Source organism: Actinomadura alba (assembly GCF_014323705.1).
Lineage (GTDB): Bacteria > Actinomycetota > Actinomycetes > Streptosporangiales > Streptosporangiaceae > Actinomadura_C > Actinomadura_C alba.
Map to the genome: position 1 here is coordinate 1 of NZ_JABVEC010000003.1, position 18678 is coordinate 18678.

General features: G+C 69.5%; 17 protein-coding genes and 3 tRNA genes. 6 read left to right on the forward strand and 14 right to left on the reverse strand.

Annotated features, from left to right (window positions below; translation table 11 throughout):
* Window position 1: 1 nt before the first annotated feature.
* From HKK74_RS05585 to HKK74_RS05600, 4 genes are all read right to left on the reverse strand, one after another.
* The gene (locus HKK74_RS05585) at window positions 2-2689 is read right to left on the reverse strand and encodes a cellulose-binding domain-containing protein (protein WP_187242000.1); all 2688 of its coding nucleotides are present in this window, start codon (window positions 2687-2689) and stop codon (window positions 2-4) included.
* Between the two features lie 274 nt (window positions 2690-2963).
* A tRNA-His gene (locus HKK74_RS05590) sits at window positions 2964-3036 on the reverse strand.
* Between the two features lie 49 nt (window positions 3037-3085).
* A tRNA-Met gene (locus HKK74_RS05595) sits at window positions 3086-3158 on the reverse strand.
* A 10-nt stretch (window positions 3159-3168) separates the two neighbouring features.
* Window positions 3169-3256: transfer RNA gene (locus HKK74_RS05600), tRNA-Ser, on the reverse strand.
* Between the two features lie 318 nt (window positions 3257-3574).
* On the opposite strand from HKK74_RS05600, the gene HKK74_RS05605 reads away from it, so the two are divergent.
* Window positions 3575-4381 carry an ATP-grasp domain-containing protein gene (locus HKK74_RS05605; protein ID WP_187242001.1) on the forward strand — a complete coding sequence of 269 codons (807 nt, stop codon included), beginning with the start codon at window positions 3575-3577 and terminating at the stop codon, window positions 4379-4381.
* Here HKK74_RS05605 and HKK74_RS05610 read toward each other — a convergent pair.
* Both HKK74_RS05610 and HKK74_RS05615 read right to left on the reverse strand, forming a co-directional pair.
* Complete coding sequence (locus tag HKK74_RS05610) at window positions 4368-5123, reverse strand: nucleotidyltransferase domain-containing protein (protein WP_187242287.1); 756 nt, start codon at window positions 5121-5123, stop codon at window positions 4368-4370. The genes HKK74_RS05605 and HKK74_RS05610 overlap by 14 nt on opposite strands.
* A 2-nt stretch (window positions 5124-5125) precedes the next feature.
* Window positions 5126-5821, reverse strand: a complete 696-nt coding sequence (locus HKK74_RS05615) for a nucleotidyltransferase domain-containing protein (RefSeq protein WP_312881274.1) — start codon at window positions 5819-5821, stop codon at window positions 5126-5128.
* Between the two features lie 278 nt (window positions 5822-6099).
* On the opposite strand from HKK74_RS05615, the gene HKK74_RS05620 reads away from it, so the two are divergent.
* Window positions 6100-7677, forward strand: coding sequence for a S8 family peptidase (locus HKK74_RS05620; RefSeq protein WP_187242003.1), 1578 nt, complete (start codon window positions 6100-6102; stop codon window positions 7675-7677).
* Window positions 7678-7798: 121 nt separating this feature from the next.
* On the opposite strand, the gene HKK74_RS05625 is transcribed toward HKK74_RS05620, so the two are convergent.
* On the reverse strand, window positions 7799-8395 hold the full coding sequence (locus HKK74_RS05625; protein WP_312881276.1) for a Uma2 family endonuclease: 597 nt from the start codon (window positions 8393-8395) through the stop codon (window positions 7799-7801).
* Window positions 8396-8667: 272 nt separating this feature from the next.
* Between HKK74_RS05625 and HKK74_RS05630 the strand changes: the two genes are divergently transcribed.
* On the forward strand, window positions 8668-11358 hold the full coding sequence (locus HKK74_RS05630) for a PQQ-dependent sugar dehydrogenase (RefSeq protein WP_187242005.1): 2691 nt from the start codon (window positions 8668-8670) through the stop codon (window positions 11356-11358).
* Between the two features lie 64 nt (window positions 11359-11422).
* Here HKK74_RS05630 and HKK74_RS05635 read toward each other — a convergent pair whose 3' ends face one another.
* Entirely contained in the window at window positions 11423-11980 is a 558-nt protein-coding gene (locus tag HKK74_RS05635) for a GNAT family N-acetyltransferase (protein ID WP_187242006.1), read from the reverse strand.
* A gap of 80 nt (window positions 11981-12060) precedes the next feature.
* Window positions 12061-12903: a GntR family transcriptional regulator gene (locus HKK74_RS05640; protein ID WP_187242007.1), complete on the reverse strand. Its 843-nt coding sequence runs from the start codon at window positions 12901-12903 to the stop codon at window positions 12061-12063.
* Window positions 12904-13052: 149 nt separating this feature from the next.
* Between HKK74_RS05640 and HKK74_RS05645 the strand changes: the two genes are divergently transcribed.
* On the forward strand, window positions 13053-13493 hold the full coding sequence (locus tag HKK74_RS05645; RefSeq protein WP_187242008.1) for a hypothetical protein: 441 nt from the start codon (window positions 13053-13055) through the stop codon (window positions 13491-13493).
* Between the two features lie 283 nt (window positions 13494-13776).
* On the opposite strand, the gene HKK74_RS05650 is transcribed toward HKK74_RS05645, so the two are convergent.
* The gene (locus HKK74_RS05650) at window positions 13777-13917 is read right to left on the reverse strand and encodes a hypothetical protein (RefSeq protein WP_187242009.1); all 141 of its coding nucleotides are present in this window, start codon (window positions 13915-13917) and stop codon (window positions 13777-13779) included.
* A gap of 19 nt (window positions 13918-13936) precedes the next feature.
* On the opposite strand from HKK74_RS05650, the gene HKK74_RS05655 reads away from it, so the two are divergent.
* Window positions 13937-14125, forward strand: coding sequence for a hypothetical protein (locus HKK74_RS05655; protein ID WP_187242010.1), 189 nt, complete (start codon window positions 13937-13939; stop codon window positions 14123-14125).
* Between the two features lie 11 nt (window positions 14126-14136).
* Window positions 14137-14289 (forward strand): hypothetical protein, encoded by a 153-nt coding sequence (locus tag HKK74_RS05660; protein WP_187242011.1) that lies wholly within the window; start codon window positions 14137-14139, stop codon window positions 14287-14289.
* 244 nt (window positions 14290-14533) lie between these two features.
* Here the strand turns inward: HKK74_RS05660 and metG are convergent, their stop codons facing one another.
* The 4 genes from metG to HKK74_RS05680 all read right to left on the reverse strand — a co-directional run bounded on the left by metG (window position 14534) and on the right by HKK74_RS05680 (window position 18653).
* Window positions 14534-16096 carry a methionine--tRNA ligase gene (gene metG, locus HKK74_RS05665; protein WP_187242012.1) on the reverse strand — a complete coding sequence of 521 codons (1563 nt, stop codon included), beginning with the start codon at window positions 16094-16096 and terminating at the stop codon, window positions 14534-14536.
* Between the two features lie 565 nt (window positions 16097-16661).
* Window positions 16662-16922, reverse strand: a complete 261-nt coding sequence (locus HKK74_RS05670) for a TFIIB-type zinc ribbon-containing protein (protein ID WP_187242013.1) — start codon at window positions 16920-16922, stop codon at window positions 16662-16664.
* 57 nt (window positions 16923-16979) lie between these two features.
* Window positions 16980-17870, reverse strand: coding sequence for a phosphotransferase family protein (locus HKK74_RS05675; RefSeq protein ID WP_312881277.1), 891 nt, complete (start codon window positions 17868-17870; stop codon window positions 16980-16982).
* Window positions 17871-18053: 183 nt separating this feature from the next.
* Window positions 18054-18653: a dihydrofolate reductase family protein gene (locus tag HKK74_RS05680; RefSeq protein ID WP_222721928.1), complete on the reverse strand. Its 600-nt coding sequence runs from the start codon at window positions 18651-18653 to the stop codon at window positions 18054-18056.
* Window positions 18654-18678 lie beyond the last annotated feature (25 nt).

The window sequence follows — 18678 nt, forward strand, 5'->3', positions numbered from 1 at the left end:
TCTACGCCACCGCGCAGGCCGCGCCGTTCAGGCTGAACGCGGCCGGTCGCCCGTTCGACGCGGACCGGTCGGCGATGAAGCCGAACGTCGCCGTGCCGGACGGCTGGATGGTCCCGTTGTAGTCGGCGTTCTTCGCAGTCACGTCCGCGCCGGTCTGGGTGTGCGTCGCACCCCAGATCTGGGTGATCCGCTGGCCGTCCGGGAACCGCCAGGCGAGGTTCCACCCGTTGACCGCCGAGGTGCCGGTGTTCGTGATCTTCACCTCGGCCTGGTAGGCGCCGTTCCACTGGCCGGTCACCGAGTACGCGACCGAGCAGGGGCCGCTCGCCGGCGGGTCCGTGGGGGTCGGCGTCGGGGTCGGGGTCGGGGTCGGCGTCGTGGGCGGGGTGGTGGGGCCGCCGGTGCGGTCGGCGTACAGCACGCCCCGGCCGTTGGTGCCGAGATAGACCCTTCCGTAGATACGTGGGTCCCCGGTGAGCGCCTCACCCATGTTGCCGTACTGGTGCCGGTCGTCGTTGATCCGCACCCAGGTGCTCGCGGCGTCGTCGGAGCGGAAGACCCCGGTGACGCCGTCGACGGTTCCGACCGCGAAGACGGCCGGGTAGGTCTGGCCGGGCGCCGCCTTGCCGAAGCCGACGTTCAGGGCCTTGGCCATGCCCGCCACCTTGGTGAAGCTCGCACCCGAGTTGGTGGAGTGGAACAGGCCGGTGTCACCGGCCAGCCAGATGTCGCCCTCCCTGCCCGCGACCGCCTTGAAGTGCACGCCCGAGGACGGCAGTCCCATGGCGGCCGTGGCGGCGAAGCTCTGCCCGCCGTTGGTGCTCGCGTAGAACCGGCCGCCGCTGTAGGCGTAGAACTTGTTCGGGTTGACCCGGTCGGACTCGACGATCGCGTTCTGCGGCGCGCCGGACGCCTGCGTCCAGGAGTTCCCGTAGCCGACCGAGTAGACCACGGGGCTGTCCTTGGGCGCCCACACGAACCGGCCGCCGTCGGCCGCCGCCGCGATGGTGCCGCCCTCGTTGATGCCGCCCGGCTCGGCGCCCTGGAACCAGTTGGCGCCGCCATCGGTGGAGAAGGCGGCGTGGCTGTCGTTCGGGCGGTCGGCGTCGGCGAAGTTGCCGGCCCGCACCATGACGCTCGGGTTGGTCTCGGCGTAGTCCAGGCTCGTCGTGCTCGTGAAAGCGGGCCGGGTGAACATCATCGGCGGCACGGCGTCCAGGTTCGTGTGCCGGAAGCCGCCGATGTCACCCAGGGCGCTGACCAGCGGGGCGCCGGACGGCGGGCTGATCAGGTCGAGCACCGCGGTCTCCTCCAGCCCCTTCGCCATCGGCCTGATGGTGAACTGGCCGCCGGAGTCCCAGAGACCGAGGTCGGTGGTGCCGTAGACCGTCGCGCCCGTCCCGTACATCATCCGGTTCGAGTTGAGCGGGTCGATCTCCAGGGACTCCGTCATCCACCCGAGCTTGGGCGTCACCTCGGGCGGCGCGGGGTTGTTGCCGAACGTGAGCCACGGCGCCGCGGAGACGTCCATCTTGTAGCGGAAGCCGCGGCTGGGGTAGCTCGTCCAGTCCCACACCCGGGTCCAGGTGGCCCCGCTGTCGGTGCTGCGGAAGAAGATCACGTCCGGCCACCAGGAGATCTGCGTGGCCACCATGAGCGTGCCCGGGCGCTGCCGGTCGATGGTCAGGCCGCTGTAGCCGAAGTAGTCGTCGCCGCTGCTCGACGGGATCGGGCTGATCTGCGTCCAGGCACCGGTCGCCGTGGCATAGCGCCACACGTCTCCCTTGGCGCCGTCGTACGGCCCGCCCGTGTCGCTGGTGGCGAGGTAGAGGTGGCCGTTCGCGGTGTCGAGGACGCCCTTGTGTGCGATGTAGCCGGTCGGCTGGCCGGCCACCCGCTCCCAGGAGGTGCCGCCGTTGGTCGTGCGGTAGACGGTGTTCTGCTTGTCGGCCACGCCCACGTAGATGGTCTGGGTGAGGTTCCCGGCGGTGCCGGTGCGCTTGTCGAAGGTCACCCAGACGATCCCCTGGTTGTCCCCGAGATAGGCGTCCCCGGGGCTCTGTGCGTAGTTGCCGGGGTTGGGGAAGTTCGTGACCTTCGCCCAGGTCGCACCGGAGTCGGTGCTGCGCCACAGTCCGTTGCCGCTGGGGGCGCCGAGGTACAGCACGCTGTTGCGGTTGGGGTCGATGGCCAGCCGCTCGCCCATGCCCCGGCCGGGCATGTTGCCGCCGAGCTTGAACGGCAGCGGGCTGACCTGCCACGTGTCGCCCTTGTTCGTGGACCGCAGGATCGCCCCGTTGTTCGGGTCCCAGCTGTTGGTGTACATCCCGGCGGCGACGTAGACCCGGTTCGGGTCCACCGCGTCGGTCGCCAGGCTCACGACGCCGTTGTAGCCCCAGTCGCCCTGACCCACCCAGTCGAGCAGGGGCGTCCATGCCTGGGAGCCCTGGTTCCAGCGGTAGGCGCCGCCGATGTCGGTGCGCGCGTAGATCAGGTCCTTCTGGCTCTGGTTGAAGACGATGCCGGGGACGAAGCCGCCACCGGCGATCTGGACGTTCTTCCAGGAGTAGGTGTCGGCGGCGGCCGCGGACGCCGGTGTGGTGGTGGCGGCCTGCGCCACGATCACCGTGATCGCGGCCAGTACGGCGGCCAGTACGGCCGCGAGCGTGGTGAAGAGGTTCTTCCGCATGGACGGTTCCCTGTCTGATGGGCGACCGCCACGCACGGTCAGTGGGACGGGCCCGGACGACCGTCACGCCGAGGGCGTGCATGAGCGATATGCGCGGGCGTGACTCGCGCGAGGGCTCTACTCGCGCGAGGACTTTCCGGCGGCTTTCGCGTGAACAATGCAGACTTTCACACGCTCATCCGGCAGTGTCAATAAGGCGCGATAATCCCCCGGCTGAATGGGCGTCGATTCGATTCGAATTCGACGCCGACACGTCGGCGGATCAAGCGGGCAGGGCGGCCGTCCGGGATCGAACCGAGAACCTCCAGGGCCACAACCTGGTGTGCAGACCACCACACCACGGCCGCCATGGCCGGGTACGCACAGAAGATACGACCCGGCGAAATTTCACTTTCGTAGCGGGTGCAGGAATCGAACCTGCCTACCGCGGCTTATGAGACCGCCGAACGCACCAGCGTCCCTACCCGCCATGAACCGAGCGGAGGGTGCGAGATTCGAACTCGCGCGGGTTTTCGACCCGACCACGGCTTAGCGGGCCGCTGCCTTACCTGGCTCGGCCAACCCTCCGGGAATCACGGATGGAGGCGATCAGCTCGTGCGCATTCGGGGACCGTGGGTACGGGCACCGGGCCCATGCACGGCATGCCGCGAACTCTCCGGATGGATGTGCGTGCGCCGCATGACCGGCCCCTCCCCTGCGGTGTTCGGGCGGGGTGTCCGCCGCCCGGTGGTCTCTCCCTGTGGTCTCAACCCTGCCGGAATGGCGTACGGGACGGCAACGGGTTTTTCCGCGGCCGGACCTGGACGGAGAGCAACCTCACGAGCGCGGCGCGCGTCGAAGACAACGAACCCCCCGACGAGGTCGATGAGAAAGGGCTTGTATCCGTGCCCACGCTCGTGTTGTCGCCCCGGTACACCTCCGACTCCCGCGACCTGCGCGTCGCCGCCGTGGGGGCCGGCTGGAGCGTGGAGCGGCTGGGCGGCTGGCGGCCGCCGGACCGGTTGCGAGGTCGTGACGTGGTGCTCTACGGCGAGCCGCTGTTCGTCGAGGTGATCGCGGCCGAGCTCGGCCGGGCGCTGATCGACGCGCCCTTCGACTGGCTGCTCGGCCTGCCGGAGCGGCACCGCCGGCGCGCGATCGAACTGACCACCATGGGCCACGCGCGGACGCTGCGGAACCCCGTGTTCGTCAAGCCGGCCGACGGCCGGAAGGGCTTCGAGGCCACCGTGTACGGGCCGGACGCCGAGTTGCCGCCCACGAACGCGCAGCCCGACGACACCGCGGTGCTCACCGCGGAACCGGTCGTGTGGGAGGTCGAGTTCCGGTGCTTCGTGCTCGACGGGCGGCTCGCCACGATGTCGCCGTACCTGCGCGAGGGCGGATTCACGCTCACCGAGGACGGCACCTGGCACGCGGAGCCCGACGACGTGCAGCAGGCCGCCGCCTATGCCAAGGAACTCTTGGGCGACGCGGACGTCCCGATGCCCCCCGCGATCGTGATCGACATCGGGCGGGTACGTGGGCGCGGCTGGGCCGTCATCGAGGCCAACAGCGCCTGGGGTGCCGGGATCTACGGCTGCGAGCCGGCACGCGTCCTGGACGTACTGGCCCGAGCCTGTGTCCCGCGCGAGCGCGTCGCCCCGGCGGACGCCCCGTGGGTTCTCGACCCGGTCGAGGTCACCGGCCGATAGTCGCGAGGCGGGTCCGGACGACCAGGTCGTTCAACCCGCCGGAGCCCGGCGATTCGGCCGGAAGCGCGGACGAGTCCCGCTCCTCCTCCAGCCGGATCGTCAACGCGACCACGTCGGCGCCCAGCCGGTCCCGGCCAGGGGCGCCGGCGGGCGGCGGCGCGTGCTCGGCCTCCCGCTTGGCCTCGATCAGCTCATGCAGATAGGCCGGTCCGTACTCGGCGGCGAGCGCGTTCAGATCGGCGACGACCTCGCCCGTGCGCATCAGGTGAACGCCGGTCAGCAGCACCCGGAAGGTGTAGAGCAGCGGCTTGAGCTCCGCCCGGCGCTCGAACAGGTTCCACTGGTTGCGGGCGAAGCCGAGGTAGTGATGCGCGTGCAGGGAGGTGACCAGCTTCGGCACCCGGGCCTTCAGCTCCTCGTGCACCGGTCCGGACTCCACGACGAGCGGCGACATGACCTGTTCCAGCACGTAGCCGTTGCGGCTCAGCAGCATCCGGCAGAACTTCGCGAGATCGTGCGTGACCAGGTCGATCTCCGCTCCGGAGTGCTCGAAGGTCCGGGTGACCGTCTCGCGGCCCTCGGCGAGCCCGACGACCTCCTCGACCGGAAGCAGGTGCACGCCGCGCAGGTCGATGTCGGAGTCGGCGGACGGGAAGCCGTAAAGGTGCGCTCCGCTCACCGTCATGAACGCCAGCGGATACGGATGCTCCGCCCGCGTCCTCGCCATCACGCCCTCGGGCATTCTCACCCGTCCACCTCCACGTACCGGCGACGCACCGAGATCAGGAAGTCCTCGACGGCGCGGCGGTCCGGCTCGGCCGGCAACGGGCTCCGCGTCAGCGCCGCGCCCAGTTCCGCGGTCAGAGCCGACCGCCACTCCATGATCTCGGCCCAGCCGAGCTCGCCCCGCCGTACCGCCAGCAGCCGGTCGCGGTAGTCGCCGACGTCGACCAGCGGCACGCCGTGCTCCACCAGGTGCCGGCCGCTGATCAGCAGCCGCAGCAGGTGCATCACGTGCTTCCAGCGCGGCTCACCGCGAGTGCGCAGGTCGGCCCCAAGCCGCCGGAACTGACTGTCGGCGTACCGCAGGAACGTACGGTGCGCATGCCGGGACAGGAACCCATCGCGCAGCTCCAGCAGCTCCCGCCCGACGTCGGTGACCTGCTCGACCAGCGGCGACCACAGGCATTCGAGCACGGTCGGGTTGGCGTCCAGCGCCAGGCCGCAGAACCGCTCCACCTCCCACGAGAACCGCTCCGGGCCGGGCCCGTCCACGTGGGTCGGCGGCTTGTCGAAGTGCCAGAACAGCGGCGTGGGCGCGACGAACACGCCCCGCCGGTCGACGTCGCTGCCCTCGATCGCGAGCCCGTACGCACGCGAGCCGACCACGACCGACAGGATCGTGTGCTCGCGCACCAGCCGTACCCCGAGATCGTCCACGGCACCAGCCTGGCGTAGTTCGCACCGTCGGTGCCAGTGCGTTTCCACGGTCACGCGCCTGTGACGGGCCACGCCCGCGCCCGCGCCCGCGCCCGAATCAAACTCCTTCGAACCGCCTATTCGTGTCAATCCGTAAAAGGCCTTTAACATACGGAGTTTTTCGTCATTAACTGCCTATTGCCGCAAAGGCGGACTTCATTCACCATAAGTTCCGTTCCGCCTGCGGCCAAAAACCGCGCGGGACACGTTCGAGGCATTCGAGACAGGAGACCCCCCGCATGTCCCCAACGTCCAGAGCCCGGAGATCGGTCGCGACCACGGTGCTCGCCGTCGTCGCACTGGTCCTCACCGTCGTCGTCCCCGTACAGGCGTCGGCGGCCCCACAGTCCGCGATCCGCAACGCTGGAACTCCGACGGCGATCGCCGACAGCTACATCGTCGTGCTGAAGGACAGCGCCTCAGTACGGCAGAAGGGCGTCGCGAGCAGTGCCCGCACCCTCGTCAGCCGGCACGCCGGCAAGCTCGGCCATGTCTATCAGCGGAGCGTGCGCGGTTTCTCCGCGACCATGACGGAAACGCAGGCGCGGCGGCTGGCCGCCGATCCCAACGTGGCCTACGTCGAGCAGAACCAGGTCATGCGAGCCATCGCCACCCAGCCCAACCCGCCCTCCTGGGGCATCGACCGCATCGACCAGCGCAACCTGCCGCTGAGCAGTTCCTACACCTACAACACGACGGCGTCGAACGTCACCGCCTACATCATCGACACCGGGATTCTGACCACCCACAGCGACTTCGGCGGGCGGGCCAGGCACGGCCGGGACGCGGTCGACAACGACAACGACGCGACCGACTGCAATGGCCACGGCACGCACGTGGCGGGCACGGTCGGCGGCAACGCCTACGGCGTGGCCAAGGGCGTGAGCCTGGTGGCCGTACGCGTCCTCAACTGCGCGGGCAGCGGCACCACCGCCGGCGTCGTCGCCGGCATCGACTGGGTGACCGCGAACGCGGTCAAGCCGGCCGTCGCGAACATGAGCCTCGGCGGCGGAGCCAGCACCGCGCTCGACAACGCGGTGACCAACTCCATCAACTCCGGCATCACCTACGCCATCGCGGCGGGCAACGACAACCTCAACGCGTGCAACTACTCGCCCGCGCGAGTGCCCTCGGCCATCACCGTCGGCGCCACCGAGCGCACCGACGCCCGGGCCTCGTACTCCAACTACGGCACCTGCCTGGACATCTTCGCGCCCGGCTCCGGCATCACCTCGGCCTGGCACACGAGCACCACCGCGTCCAACACCATCAGCGGCACCTCGATGGCGACCCCGCACGTGGCCGGCGCCGCGGCGCTGGTCCTCGCCGGCAGCCCGAGCTCGACGCCGGCGCAGGTCACCGCCACCCTGACCACGGCGGCCACCCCGAACGTCGTCACGAACCCCGGCACCGGCTCGCCGAACCGCCTGCTGTTCACCACGACCGGCGATACCCCGCCACCCCCGACCCGATGCACGACGGTCAGCAACGGCACCGACTACACCATTCCCGACCTGGGCACCGTGGAGAGCCCGGTGACCGTCTCCGGCTGCACCGGCAACGCCTCGTCCTCGGCCACGGCCGAGGTGCACATCGTGCACACCTGGCGTGGTGACCTGGTGATCGACCTGGTCGCGCCGGACGGCTCCGCCTACCGGCTGAAGAACTCCAGCAGCGCCGACAGCGCCGACAACGTCGACGCCACCTACGCGGTGAACCTGTCCGGTGAGGCGGCGAACGGCACCTGGCGGCTGCGCGTCCAGGACGCCTTCGCCCAGGACACCGGCTACATCAACAGCTGGACACTCACCCTCTGATCCCCACCGCCGGGGGCGTGTGAGGCATTCGAGACAGGAGAACCAGTGTGACCGCGGTGCTCACCGCGGTCACGCTGGTTCTCACCGTCGTCGTCCCCGCCCGGGCGTCCAAGGGAGCGCGTCAACGAGGCAGGTCGTCGAGGTCGATGTCGATGGGGAACGGGACGGGAACGGTCAGTCGACCGTGATGGATGCCGGTGAGCGCATAAGCCTTGGTGGCCGGGTCGAGCTCGTAGACGAAGACGGTGGGCTTGCCGTCGTTCTCCTCGACCCGCCAGAAGTGGGCGATCCCCGCCTCCGCGTACCGCGGCGGCTTCGTCTTGCGGTCGCGCTCCTCGGACTCCGGAGAGACGACCTCCACCACCAGATGCACCTCACCGGCCTTGTAGCAGGTGCGGTTGTCGTCGTCCGCGACGGCCGCGTCGATGACCAGGACGTCGGGGCAGGGGCGCATGCGGTGTCCGAGCTTGACGTCCATCCGCGTCAGCGCCGCCAAGTGGCCTGGAACGAGAGCGTTGAGGCTATTCGTCAGCCCGCAGATCATCCGCTCGTGGAAGCGTCTCTGGGGGGACCTGAAGACGAGGGCTCCATCGATGAGCTCGACGTGCTTGAAGAAGTCGGGTTCGCCGTTCGGGCCGTCGGAGGGCAGACGGTCGAGGTCATCGGCGGTCCACCCCCACGGTGGCGGGGACGGCCAGTACTCGTGTGCGCTGGTCACGTCATGCAGGCTAGATTCCCGTCCGTCACTCTGTGTGTCCATTTGGATGATTCTCGTTACGCGCCTCCCTGCCCTCGTCCCACTTTCGTGCAGTCCGGCTGTGCCGTACACGGGCATCCACGGCGCGCCGCAGTCGGCGACGTCGAAACGTCAACGACGGACTCCTGACGGCACCCGGCGGTTGACCTGCGGGCCACATTCGGCCCGCGCATCCCCTTTACCGACGAAATACCCGATGGTGTGATCGAGTGCTCGGGCATAGGGGGTCCACCATGGTCACCGCACTGTTGCGTCTCGTCGGCCGCCGCACCCGTATTGTCCTGGCAGTCATGCTCGCCCTGCCGCTCTCCGCGGCGGTCGCCTTGACCGGCCAGGGCGCCGAAGCCGCCGCCCTGCCGGCCGGGTTCCAGCAGAAGACGGTGTTCAGCGGGCTCACCCAGCCGACGAACGTGGAGTTCTCCCCCGACGGCCGCGTCTTCGTCGCGGAGAAGAACGGCCGCATCAAGGTGTTCGACTCGCTCACCGACACCACCGCGACCCTCTACGCCGATCTGCGCCCCAAGGTGCACAGCTACTGGGACCGCGGGATGCTCGGGCTCGCCCTCCACCCGGACTTCCCGGCCGACCCGAGGGTCTACACCGCGTACGCCTACAACGGCGAGATCGGCGGCGCGTACCCGAAGTGGCCCTCGGCGAACGGCACGGACGACCAGTGCCCGAGCCCGCCCGGCGGCACCGGCGACGGGTGCGTGGTCAGCGGCCGGGTCTCGATCCTCACACCCTCGGCCCAGCCGGGCGGCCTCGCCGACGAGCGGGTCCTGATCGAGGACTGGTGCCAGCAGTTCCCCAGCCACTCGGTGGGCACGGTGGCGTTCGGCCCGGACGGCATGCTGTACGCCGGCGGCGGCGACGGGGCCAGCTTCGGCTACACCGACTACGGCCAGGACAGCCAGACCGCCAGCGACGTCACCCCCGACAACCCCTGCGGTGATCCGCCCAGCAAGATCGGCACGGCCCTCGCGCCGCCGACCGCCGAGGGCGGCGCGCTGCGCTCCCAGGACCTGCGCACGCGGGCCGACCCGACGACGCTGGACGGCGGCATCATCCGGGTGAACCCGGACAGCGGCGAGGCGGCGCCCGGCAACCCGACGACCACCGGCGACGACAACGCCAAGCGCATCGTGGCCTACGGGCTGCGCAACCCGTTCCGGTTCACCTTCCGGCCGGGGACCGGCGAGATCTGGGCCGGCGACGTGGGGTACAAGGCCTGGGAGGAGATCAACCGCATCCCGTCACCCACCGCCAAGCTCACCAACCTGGGCTGGCCGTGCTACGAGGGCAGCGCGCGGCAGGCCGGCTACGACGGCGCGAATCTCACCCTGTGCGAGAACCTCTACGCCGCCGGTTCGTCCGCGGTGACGGCCCCGTACTACCGCTACGGCCACAACGCGAAGGTGGTCGCGGGCGAGAGCTGCGCCACCGGCAGCTCGTCGATCACGGGGGTGGCGTTCCACGCGACCGGCGCCTACCCGGCGGCCTACCGGGGCGCACTGTTCTTCACCGACTACAACCGCAAGTGCGTGTGGGCGATGCGGCCGGGCACGAACGGCCTGCCGAGCACGAGCGCGATCAGCACCTTCGCGACGAACACCGGCGGGCTCATCGACCTCCAGGCCGGCCCGGGCGGCGACATCTTCGGGGTCGACCTCGCGGGCGGCCGGATCATCCGCTTCGTCTACAACGGCGTCAACAACCCACCGGTCGCCGCGATCAAGTCCGACCGGACCTACGGAGCCCTGCCGCTCACCGTGAACTTCGACGGCACCGGCTCCAGCGACGCCGACGGGGAGGCGCTCACGTACGCGTGGGACCTCGACGGCGACGGACAGTACGACGACTCCACCGCAGCGAAGCCGAGCTTCACCTACACCACGCGCTCGACCGTCACCGTACGGCTGAGGGTCGGCGACCCGCGCGGCGGCACCGACACCGTCGACACCGCCGTCACGGCGGGCTCCAGCCCGCCCACAGCCACGATCACGAGTCCGGCGGCCGGCACCAAGTGGGCGGTCGGCGACGAGATCCACTTCACCGGGACCGGAACGGATCCCGAGGACGGGGCGCTGCCGGGCGACGCGCTCGACTGGAAGTTGATCATGCATCACTGCCCGAGCAACTGCCACGAGCACCAGATCACCGGGCAGAGCGGGGACGGCGGCGACTTCACCGCGCCCGATCACGACTACCCGTCCTGGCTGGAACTGCGGCTCACCGTCACCGATGCCGACGGGCTCACCGACACCGCGAGCCTGCGCCTCGACCCGAAGACGGTCGACATCACCCTGAACACCGCCCCGGCCGGCTTCCCGGTGACCGCTCTGGACAGGACGGCGGCGGCGCCGTTGAAGAGCACCGTCATCGTCGGCTCCAGCATCTCGATCGGAGCGTCGACCGCCACGCAGTGGGTGGCGGTCGAGCCGTACGAGTTCGCCTCATGGTCCGATGGGGGCACCGCCGCCCACAACATCACCGCACCCGAGGTCCCGACGACCTACACCGCGACGTACCGGCGCAAGACCAACCTGGCGCTGGGTCGGCCGGTCACCGCTTCGAGCGTGTGGGGACCGGGCCGGGAGGCGGCACTGGCGGTCGACGGCAAGCTGAACACGCGCTGGTCCAGCAAGTACAGCAGCCCGCAGTGGCTGAGGGTCGACCTCGGCACGACCCGCCGGGTGGGCCGGTTCATCCTGCGCTGGGAGGCCGCGTACGGCAAGAACTACCAGATCCAGGTGTCGCCCAACGGCACCACCTGGACCACCGTGATCACGCGCAAGAACGGCGACGGCAAAGTGGACACACAGGGCTTCACCCCGCGCGACGCACGCTACGTACGGATGTACGGCACCACCCGCGGCACCAAGTGGGGCTACTCGCCGTGGGAGTTCGAGATCTACGACAAGTGACGAGGGCCGACCGCCCCGCATTTCAGATCAAGAGCGGGGAGCCTCCCGGTGGCGCGAATTCCTGTCAATCCGGCAGCGGGAGCGGCAGCACCATGGCGTCGAAGTGCGGGGCATCGGGATAGGGGCGGAGCTTGCCGATCTTCTGCCAGCCCCAACGCGCGTAAGCGGCCTGCGCTGAGGCGTTGTCCTCACGAACGAGGAGCGTTGCCCGCTCCTCTCTGCGGCCGCGAAGCAGCTCGTTATGCAACGCGTGCGCGACGCCCTTGCCCTGCCACTGAGGCACGACCATGAGCTCATTGAACGCGAAGGTCCGGTCACCGGTCTCGGTGGTGAACCCCGCCGGGACCGGGGTCGTGAGGCCCTCCCACCAGCCGGCCGTCGCCGGTAGCGCATAACCGAACGCCTGCCCGACCGGGGTCTCCTCGATGTGGGCGATGACGATTTCGAAGCCGGGCGCCTTCAGGTAGCCGCGTACGCGTTCGATGAACCGTTCGCTGGAGTAGAACGGGTTCGTGATGACGTCGGCGTGGCTGGCCTCGTACAGGGGTGCGATGACACGGTCGAGGATCTGCTCGGTAGAGGCCTGGTCATGGCGGTAATAGTTGACGTTGCGCGGTGTCATTGATCTCCCGATGTATCGAGCAGTTCGTAGGCATCGACCGCAGAAAGCCCGCGGGTCCTCTTGACCGGCGGGCCGCTCTGCTACTTGCCGCGTGCGACCGGCGGGCCGTCGGGCCCGTTGTCGGCGTACGGCCACGCAGCAGAACGGTCGCGCTTGAGGTACACGATGTCCTCAACCCGGTCGGAGGGAATGACGGTCTGCGTCACCTCGATCGCCGCGCCGTCCTTGGCGGAGAAACCGACGCGGATGACCTCTTGGACGGGCAGGCCCGTGGGGATTTGGAGGAGCGCGGCCTCATCCGGGTCGGGCAGGCGGCCTCGGTGAATCTCCATCCAGTCGATCGGGCCGTGCCCGGCCTCCTCGAGACGGTCCAGCCATCCGCCAGGACCGGAGCCCTGCTCGGCGACCGCCGGAGCGTCCGCGACTCCCCGCGGGTGAATCCACGTGTCGCTGATCTGGAATGGCGGTTCGGTCGGAGGGCCGGTGACCCGACGCCTGCGAAGGACCGCGGATCCGTCCGGGACGTTGAGGAGTGTCGCGACCCTGCCCGTGATGGTCTCTTCCGTCGCGGTCGCGGGGACGTGGTGGATCCACAGCTCGTTCCCCTCCGCTGCGGGGAACGAGTAACCGCCGGCGGTCTCGCTTCCGTCTGGGCGGTGGTGCCTGGTGTTCCGCTTCACCACGTTGCCGCGGACGACGCGGCGGCGCTTCGCCGGTCGAACGATGGTGCCGCGCCGAGGGACCGCCCAGACGAGGCCGTCGTTCTCCAGCTCGGCGACGGCGCGAGCAACCGCGTTGCGAGACACATTGAACTCAGCGGCCAGGTCGGTCATGCGTGGCAGGTTCTCGCCGGGCTGCCATTCCCCTTCGTTGATCCGACGGCGGAGGTCGTCTGCGATCTCGCGGTATCGCGCTGACGCCATGAGCACCTCTCAACGGATTTGTTGAAGCATATTGACTCCCCGGATTGTAGCCGCCACCATGGGCCCTGGCGCGCTCGATTTGTTGAAACAAATCGGAGCGCACACGAGAGCTTGCCCTGTGCAACGGCCACTACGGAGGTGATGGTGCCATGACCGGCGCCCTGTCACGAAGGCCTTGGGATCCGCCACGGATGTACTCGTGGTCGGTCGTCGGCGGTGCCGGTGCCGGCGCCTGCGGCGTGACCGACGACCACGAGCTTGCCCTGGGCAAGGTCGTGGACGCGCTCACGAGCGCCCCGGCCGGCTCACGTGGCCTCGTGCACCGGGTCTGCCTGAGCCTCATCCGCACGGCCTACGTGTACGAGGGACTGGTAGCGCGCTGCCGGATCGACCCGGCCGGTGACGCCGTGTGGGACGACCTCCCCCCGCCATCCACCTGGACCAGCCTGCGCCCGGTCTTCACCGACCCCGGTCAGGTCCTCGGCGACGCGATCCCGCCCGAGGCCATCACGAACGGGCTCGTCGACATCCAGGCCCACAAAGAGCGCATCGAGGAAACCACCTCCTCCACCTCCACGTATCGGCGATAGCCGTGGGCATTTCGTGGGTTTGCAGACGCGGACGTACCTGCGCGCGGCAGGCACGTCCGCCCGTCCCCCGGGGCGGGAGTACCCGGGAAGGCGCAGTGACGGGCCAGCCCCCGCGGCCCTCCTGCGCGCGTACGGCCCGGCGCCGGGCCGTACGACCTCCCAGACCGCTCCCAGCTTGTCCCAGGGCTGGGAGCACCAACTGGCGCGGCGGTGCGGAGACCCTCCGGTGACCGCCTGTGGTATCCCGTACTGCCGCGCCAGCAAGCAGGCCGCCATGTGTAGGTCACAGGTGTGGGCGTTGCTCTTCCTCGGCTACCTCGCCGTCGTGCTCGCCGGGGTCGCCGTCGTCACGGCTCGCCGCGTGCACCAGCCTCCGCCAGCGCGCCCGCCCCGGCCCGAGCCGCAGCCACGCGGCCGGCACCACCGCATGCAGGAGAACGACCGTGCGACTACGCAGGACTCTCGACCGCGTGCGGGCCGCTGACCGGCGCGTGCTGGACACCATGCGCCGCCGACGCCAGGCCGCCGCAGTGAACCCGGTACGTGCGCGGATCCGTCCGGAGCGCCCGGACTACCGGCAGTACGAACTATCCCCACAGTCACCGTCCGGCGCCGTGCCGGGCGGCCAGTGAAGGAGGAACCTGTGTTACTGGCAGCCGATCCCCCGGTCCGCACTCTCGACCCCCGGACCCTGATCTCGACCGCCCTGTTCGCCAAGCTCGTCCGGCGCATCGTCTCCGACGATGAGATCAGCACAAGACCCGCACAGCGCGCCGCCCGCACTCCAAGCGCCTGACGGCTGTCGCCCGGACGTGGGCGCAACACCGTCTGGAGAGCGTCTGACCCACCCGGTGCCGCGTGTACGCGGGCCCACGACATCGAGATCCGATCAAGACTTCATGGAGGTTGATCGTGAAACGCTCACTTATTGTCGACACACACGCGAACTCCTGTTACTTGGACGTCGGTCGAGGGAATGGCCGGAAGGCTCTCGTGCAGATCACCGAGCGTTGCAATCTGCGCTGCCCTCATTAGGCAAGTCATTTGTCGGATTCCTTGTTGTCGGATTCCGGCGTGGTCGCCGATCCGGGTGTGGCGATCCGCTGGAAGACGGGTGAGGGGTCGGGGAGCCGTCCGTCCGAGGTTGCGCATTGCTGTGTGATGTGGGCTGCGGCGTTGGGCAGGAAGGGTGCCAGGTGCTCGGCGATTGTCCGGCATGCTCGGATGAGCGCGGCCAGGACCGCGTCCAATTGGTGCCCGGTACGCTCGTCGCCGTCGCGTTCGGTCTTGGCCAGTTCCCAGGGGCGGATGTGGTTGATGTAGCGGTTGGCCTCGTCAACGATGCCCCAGACCGCGGACGTGGCTTTGCGGAAGTCGAATTCAGCCAGCGCGGTGTCGATGAGGCGGGGTGCTTGGCGGCATGCCTCTTGGAGGCCTTCCCCACCGGGAGCCAGCGCTTCGCTGGCGGGTGCCTGTCCTTCGCGGTAGCGGTGGATCATGGCGACGACCCGGTTGACGAGGTTGCCGAGTCCGTTGGCGAGTTCGTCGTTGGCGCGGGCCACGAGCCGGTCGAGGGTGAAGTCAGCGTCTCCGACGCGGGGCACTTCGCGCAGCAGCCACCAGCGGATGGCGTCAGTGCCGTACTCCTCGGCGAGCGCGGCTGGGTCGACGGTGACGCCACTGGACTTACTGATCTTGCGGCCGTCGACGGTGAGGTAGTCATGCACCAGGATGTCAGTCGGCAGCGGCTGGCCGGCGGACAGCAGCATGGCCGGCCAGTAGACGGCGTGGAAGCGGAGTACGCCTTTGCCGACCAGGTGGATGCGGTGTTCGGCTCCGGTCCACCAGTGTTGGTGGTCTTCGCCACCGGTGCCGTAGCCCAGGGCGGTGAGATAGTTGCCCAGGGCGTCCCACCACACGTAGATCACCTGGCTGGGATCGCCGGGGACGGGGATGCCCCAGCCGCGTGCGCGGGCGGTGGATCGGGAGATGGAGAAGTCCTGCAGCCCACCGGCGATGAAGGCGAGGACTTCGTTGCGGCGTTCGGCGGGCTCGATGCGCAGAGCACTGGTGGCGATGAGGTCGTGCAGCTGGTCGGTGTAGCGGGAGAGGCGGAAGAACCAGTTCTCCTCGGCGACTTGCTGCGGCTCGGTGCCGTGCTCGAGACAGCGACCGTCATTCAACTCGGTTGGGGTGTAGAACTGCTCGCAGCCGACGCAGTACAGGCCCTCGTAGTGTTTGCGGTAGAGGTCACCGGTGTCGGCGCAGGCCCGCCAGAACCGCTCCACCCCGGCTCGGTGCCGCGGGTCGCGGCTGGTGCGGATGACATCGTCGACCGACAGCGACAGCGGTTCGGCCAGCGCGATGAAGGCGGCGGCGTTGCCGTCGACGAACTCCTGGACGCCGATGCCTGCGGCTTCTGCGGCCAGCACGTTCTTCAGTGAGTTGTCGTCAGTGCCGGTCTGGAACCTGACGTGCTCGCCGTGCCTGCGGTGATGGCGGGCGAGCACGTCTGCTTGCACGAGCTCCAACGCGAATCCCAGGTGGGGGCGGGCGTTGACGTAGGGGATCGTGGTGGTGATGTAGGTGTGCGGTGTGGTCATTGGAACCTCCCGGAGAATCGGGGCTCCGACCGCAGACATGAATCGAGGCCCCATAGCAGGGCCTCGGAAACGATCGTCCGTGCAGCGTCAGCGGCCCCGTGAGCGGGGCATCATCACCTGACATGTGGACGTGTTCATGACCTCATAGTAGCAACCACGATCAGCACGGGCCGATGATTTCCGCGCTGCGTGACGTTCGGATCGGGGTCACGTTCCAGTCGGCCCAGCGCTCGCAGATCGTGTCTCTTCGACGGCCCTCGCTTGCCCATCGCATGTCCCCTGGAGCTGGGGTGTTGCGACGACTCTTAGAACAGAAGTAAGGAGGAACCGGCTCGTTTACGCGAGCAGGGACTCGCGGCGAGGCTGCACATCCACTTCCTGCCCGACGTCACCGACAAGGGCGGCAAGGCGATGGACGCGTTCCTCAACGCCACCAAGGACGCAGCCGATGGAGAGAGTGCCCTCGATGTGCCCTCAGAGGGGCAGCAATGAGCGGGCCTGTTCGGCGGTAGCGCGCTGCCGTGCTGGTCAGTGCGCTGCCGCCGAACGAGAGGCAGTGAGTTGCTCAGCTGGAGAAGAGCATGCCGAACATGCTCTTCTGCCGGTGGTGACCGTGGTGACCGTGGTGCGGCTGCGCGTAGCCGTGTCCTCCGTGCGCGGGCGGCGGCGGCGGCGGGGCCGGCTGGACCCACTGGGTCTCGACCCGAGCCAACGCCTCTAGCTCGCCGTAGTCGAGAAAGATGCCGCGGCACTGGTCACACTGGTCGATATGAACGCCGTTGCGGTTGTAGGTGCGCATCGCACCACGACACTTCGGGCACTGCATCGTCTTCGCCGTCCTTCCCGGATCCCCCGTACAAGGTCCACTAAGCCGCAGCCTATGTCATAGCCGCGCGCTCATCGCGGCAATCCTCCCGCAGGCCCGCACGAGCGCCGTCTCGTCTTCGTCGAGCGGGCGGTCCTCGCCGGCCGCCGTCGCCACGCAGGTCGCGGCGAGCTGCACCGCCAGTGCCTGCGCCGGGACGTTCAGCCTCGGCCACGGATCGCCGTCCGCGGGCAGCGCGTAACCGCCCGAGGCGCGATAGGCGCCGAGGAACGTCTCCCAGTCCGCCGGCGGCAGCACCCCGGCGGCGTACAGCGCCGCGGGCCGGGCAAGGTCCCAGACCGGGTCGCCGACGCCGAGGTCGTCGATGTCGATGAGCCGCCAGCCGGCCCCCGGGGTCGCGATGAGCTGCCCCAGATGCCAGTCGCCGTGCACCAGTGCCCGGTGCCGCGGACCGGTCAAGGCGTCCGCCTCGCCGCGCGCCCATCCGGGCAGCACCTCGTAGGCCTGCCTGACCTGGTCGGCGGCCGGGTTTCCGTCGGGCAGCCCGGCCACGGCACGGGCGACCCGGGCCGGGCCGCCCGCAGACGGCGGGCCGGTGGCGAGGGACGCGATGGGCAGGGCGTGCAGCCGCGCCAGCAGCCGCGCACCGTCCGCCCACGGCACCTCGTCGTGCCCGGCCGGGTCCACCGGACGGCCGGCCGGCCAGACGGTGACCCACCGGTCGCGGATCCTCCGCAGCGGCCCCATGGGCGGCACGAGGATCTCGCTCAGCAGCGGATCGGCGGCGATGCTCATCCGGTCGCGCAGGTCGGCCTCGCCGGTACCGGGACGGTGCGCCTTGACCACGACGTCGCCGGCCCGCAGCACCAGGACACCGCGCCGGGTGGACAGCACCACGGGTTCGCCGTCGGCGGGCACGGCCCGCGCGAGGTCCTCCAGCAGCGTCACGCCCACAGTGTCGCACCGCCGTTCCAGACCGCACACCGCACCGCCGTGCTGACCGCCGCACACCGCACCGCCCCGCCGTGCTGACCGCCGCACACCGCACCGCCCCGCCGTACGGACCGCCACCGCTCCCATCGGCTTTGTTCGGCTGCGCGCCGGCCGACGGTCAGCCGCCGGCCGAGCCGGTCAGGGTCTGCCGCTCCCCACCCGGTACGTCACATGGGTGGCCTCCGGGGTGTCCACAGTGTCCAGTCGTTCCAGCTCAGGGCCGGCACCGTCGAACAGGACCGTGCCCGACCCCAGCAGTAGCGGGGCGATGTGCAGCCGCAGATGGTCGACCAGGCCGGTCCGCAGTGCCTGCTGGACGATCGACGCGCCGCCCATCACGTGGACCCGCTTGTCGCCTGCGGCGGCCACGGCCGCTTCGATCGCGGCGGCGACCCCGCCGGTCACGAACGTGAACGTGGTGTCGCCCTTGTGCACCGCCTTGTGCGGCCGGTGGGTCACGACGAAGACCGGCATCCGGTAGAAGCCGTCGTCGCCCCAGCCGCCGGTCGCCTCGTACACCGACCGGCTCGTCACGACGGCGCCGGACGCGGCGAACGTCGCCTCGCTCAGCCGCCGCCCCGCGTCGCGCTCGAGCCATGCGTGCAACCGCTCGCCGCGCTTGCCCAGCCCGGGCCATTCGTCCAGGTCGGGCCCAGTGACGAACCCGTCCACCGACATCGAGATGTCCACCTCAACAATTGCCATACCCGGGTAGACGTGCTCTGGCCGGCCCGTCATCGATGATCTGGTCGTCTTTTTTCGT

What these genes read in the sequence shown, in the direction of transcription:
- HKK74_RS05585 (WP_187242000.1), bottom strand. Translation starts at nt 2,689, where the DNA reads ATGCGGAAGAACCTCTTCACCACGCTCGCGGCCGTACTGGCCGCCGTA.
- HKK74_RS05610 (WP_187242287.1), bottom strand. Translation starts at nt 5,123, where the DNA reads ATGCCCGAGGGCGTGATGGCGAGGACGCGGGCGGAGCATCCGTATCCG.
- HKK74_RS05620 (WP_187242003.1), top strand. Translation starts at nt 6,100, where the DNA reads ATGTCCCCAACGTCCAGAGCCCGGAGATCGGTCGCGACCACGGTGCTC.
- HKK74_RS05630 (WP_187242005.1), top strand. Translation starts at nt 8,668, where the DNA reads ATGGTCACCGCACTGTTGCGTCTCGTCGGCCGCCGCACCCGTATTGTC.
- HKK74_RS05635 (WP_187242006.1), bottom strand. Translation starts at nt 11,980, where the DNA reads ATGACACCGCGCAACGTCAACTATTACCGCCATGACCAGGCCTCTACC.
- HKK74_RS05640 (WP_187242007.1), bottom strand. Translation starts at nt 12,903, where the DNA reads ATGGCGTCAGCGCGATACCGCGAGATCGCAGACGACCTCCGCCGTCGG.
- HKK74_RS05645 (WP_187242008.1), top strand. Translation starts at nt 13,053, where the DNA reads ATGACCGGCGCCCTGTCACGAAGGCCTTGGGATCCGCCACGGATGTAC.
- metG (WP_187242012.1), bottom strand. Translation starts at nt 16,096, where the DNA reads ATGACCACACCGCACACCTACATCACCACCACGATCCCCTACGTCAAC.
- HKK74_RS05670 (WP_187242013.1), bottom strand. Translation starts at nt 16,922, where the DNA reads ATGCAGTGCCCGAAGTGTCGTGGTGCGATGCGCACCTACAACCGCAAC.
- HKK74_RS05680 (WP_222721928.1), bottom strand. Translation starts at nt 18,653, where the DNA reads ATGACGGGCCGGCCAGAGCACGTCTACCCGGGTATGGCAATTGTTGAG.